The sequence below is a fragment of the Marinisporobacter balticus genome (assembly GCF_004345705.1).
GTDB lineage: Bacteria > Bacillota > Clostridia > Peptostreptococcales > Thermotaleaceae > Marinisporobacter > Marinisporobacter balticus.
The window spans coordinates 1-2,801 of record NZ_SLWV01000064.1; the positions used below are offsets into that span (position 1 = coordinate 1).

Sequence of the window (2,801 nt, forward strand, 5' to 3'; positions counted from 1 at the left end):
AAGTAAGAGCATTTATCTGTACAATTAATCCAAAGGATCTACAAATATTTAAGCATAATACTGTACAAAATGTGAAATTTGATCAGACTCAAAATAATCAGTTACCACTATGTGCATACAGTTTACGTTGGAATATAGAAGTGATCTTTTATCAACACAAATTTTTCTGGTCATTTGGTAATTATATGGTACGTAACAAAGCTGCTATCGAACGGTATGCAAATTTATTCTGGTGTTGCTAAAGCTATTGCATCTTTTCTTTATGGTAAAGATGTAGCTTAATTTACTTGTAACCTAGTGTATTTGAAAATACTCATAGGAAAATAGAGTTATACTATGCTACCACAAAATACAAACACAAAATGAAAAAACTTTAGATTATAATCCCATATTTTGTAATATAATTATTGAAATCTAAAGCTATGAATATTTGAGGGTTAATTTATTTTTCAAACAAATATGTTATTTGTTATACCACCAATCAAAGAGTTATGCTATAATATAGCAGAACGTATGTTTGAAACTACTTTTAAAAAGGATGTCTTAAAAAATGACTGGTAAAAACCATATGTTATTTGGTTCCGTAGCTAGTTTATATTTTTTACCAAAATTAGGTTATGAACCAGATATCATGACAACTACAGCAGCTATTATAAGTTCTTTGATACCTGATTTAGACCATCCAAGGGCAAAGATTAATCAAAAAATTCTCCCTATAAAAAATAGACTTGGTAAAATATTTTTTTATTGTGGTATTGGAAGTTTCTTGCTTTACCAATATGGTATTGAAAATCGGTTAACCCTTGCAATAGCTATTTTGCTTATTATGATTGGATTTTCTCGTCATAGAAGTTTTACACATAGTCTCATTGGCTCATTTGCCATTTCTTCTGTTGTTTTTTTTGTGCTTAGAAATACTCTCCCTTATCCTGTTCTTTTATCTTTTATAGTAGGTCTTTGCTCTCATTTAATAGGAGATTATATGACAATTACAGGTATTGGACTCTTCTATCCTTTTACGGATAAACGGTATCGATTTGTATTAATCATTTCTTCATCAAATATGGCTGAACCCTTTATTGGGTTGTTTTTTATCTATTTAATTATCCATTATTATATCAACAATGATTTCTCTATGAATTTTTTTTATAGTCTATTTTATAGTCTATTTTATATGTTTAAATAATCAAAAAACATCCCTCCATAAGAAGGGATGTTTTTTGATTATTTATTTTATTGACTATAGTTTTGCACATTTAAAAAAACTCCCAAAAATTAATGTAATAATTTACAAAATAAAAGAGGAATATAAATACACTATCCCCCTAAATAAGGAGTGATTTTCATGTACATATATATTCCTCAAGAAACCTTATAGCTGTTACTATTTCCGAAGAAACTGTTATCCATACCGAATTATAAATATTTTGTTAATTTCATCTGGTGCCTTTTAGTGACTGAAGGTCGAAAAAGCACTAGAAATATCTATAGGTATTGTTTCTTTTATAAAAAGCATCTTACATGTTTGCTGAAAACTTTATGATCCATGGGCTTTATTATTAGCATATAATACCACTCTTATTGCTAAAGATTCAAAGAAAATATCTAGTATTCAAAAGTGGCATAATCATAGTGGTAAAGCTAACATAGGAGGCCATATTGTTGGACATCACTGAGGTAGCCTTGGCTTAGTTGGTTCATTTTTATAAAAAAATCATATGTTCCCTACTTATATTTAAAATAATATCAGGTAAATCTAAACCCTTCCAATGGATGTGTAGTCCAGATAGTAGTATAGAACTAATGAACTTTTGGCAAAATGCACATGCTATTGATTTTACTTAATTATTTATTCTTAAATTGTAAATAATGAATTTTCCACTATCGTTTTTTAATCTTAGTTATTATTAAAAAACAAAAAATACGATTTCTTATCGTATTATATAACATCGTCTGTTTCTTATATATATGGTGCGCCCAGAGAGATTCGAACTCCCGACCTTCTGATTCGTAGTCAGACACTCTATCCAGCTGAGCTATGAGCGCATACTAAATAAAAAAATGGAGGCGGCACCCAGATTTGAACTGGGGAATAAAGGTTTTGCAGACCTCTGCCTTACCACTTGGCTATGCCGCCATAAATTGGTGACCCATCCGCGGCTCGAACGCGGGACACCTTGATTAAAAGTCAAGTGCTCTACCAACTGAGCTAATGGGTCTTATTGGCTGGGGTAGCAGGACTCGAACCTACGGATGCCAGAATCAAAATCTGGTGCCTTACCGACTTGGCGATACCCCATTGTTTTTGGGGTGGGTGATGGGGTTCGAACCCACGCATGCAGGAGCCACAATCCTGTGTCTTAACCACTTGACTACACCCACCATATTTATGGAGCGGAAGACGAGATTCGAACTCGCGACCCTCGCCTTGGCAAGGCGATGCTCTACCACTGAGCCACTTCCGCATAATTTCTTATGTTGAATTTTACACTATATTGGTGGAGGAGAGTGGATTCGAACCACTGAAAGCTCAGCTAACGGATTTACAGTCCGCCCCCTTTGGCCACTCGGGAACTCCTCCTGAATTTTATGGAGCTGGCGAAGGGAATCGAACCCCCAACCTGCTGATTACAAGTCAGCTGCTCTACCGTTGAGCCACACCAGCAAAACAATTTCATGCTTTTATTTTTATAATTGCCTTTTAAAGAAATTGGCGACCCGGAAGGGGCTCGAACCCTCGACCTCCAGCGTGACAGGCTGGCATTCTAACCAACTGAACTACCGGGCCAATTTTGGTGGGC

1 protein-coding gene, 9 tRNA genes and 1 pseudogene are annotated in these 2,801 nt (G+C 34.5%); 2 read left to right on the plus strand and 9 right to left on the minus strand.

The features are described from left to right. Together EV214_RS19010 and EV214_RS18450 are read left to right on the plus strand one after the other, a co-directional pair. Window positions 1-242, plus strand: a pseudogene (locus tag EV214_RS19010) (IS701 family transposase); the annotation flags it as partial. Between the two features lie 308 nt (window positions 243-550). Further along, window positions 551-1,186, plus strand: coding sequence for a metal-dependent hydrolase (locus tag EV214_RS18450; protein ID WP_132248481.1), 636 nt, complete (start codon window positions 551-553; stop codon window positions 1,184-1,186). Window positions 1,187-1,969: 783 nt separating this feature from the next. Here the strand turns inward: EV214_RS18450 and EV214_RS18455 are convergent. From EV214_RS18455 to EV214_RS18495, 9 genes are all read right to left on the minus strand, one after another. Then, a tRNA-Arg gene (locus EV214_RS18455) sits at window positions 1,970-2,046 on the minus strand. 16 nt (window positions 2,047-2,062) lie between these two features. Beyond that, window positions 2,063-2,137: transfer RNA gene (locus EV214_RS18460), tRNA-Cys, on the minus strand. Between the two features lie 6 nt (window positions 2,138-2,143). Then, window positions 2,144-2,219: transfer RNA gene (locus EV214_RS18465), tRNA-Lys, on the minus strand. 4 nt (window positions 2,220-2,223) lie between these two features. Further along, window positions 2,224-2,299, minus strand: a tRNA-Gln gene (locus EV214_RS18470). 7 nt (window positions 2,300-2,306) lie between these two features. Beyond that, window positions 2,307-2,382 (minus strand) — tRNA-His (locus EV214_RS18475). 8 nt (window positions 2,383-2,390) lie between these two features. Continuing rightward, a tRNA-Gly gene (locus EV214_RS18480) sits at window positions 2,391-2,465 on the minus strand. A gap of 31 nt (window positions 2,466-2,496) precedes the next feature. Continuing rightward, window positions 2,497-2,581: transfer RNA gene (locus EV214_RS18485), tRNA-Tyr, on the minus strand. Between the two features lie 9 nt (window positions 2,582-2,590). Next, window positions 2,591-2,665 (minus strand) — tRNA-Thr (locus tag EV214_RS18490). Window positions 2,666-2,711: 46 nt separating this feature from the next. Then, window positions 2,712-2,788: transfer RNA gene (locus EV214_RS18495), tRNA-Asp, on the minus strand. Window positions 2,789-2,801 lie beyond the last annotated feature (13 nt).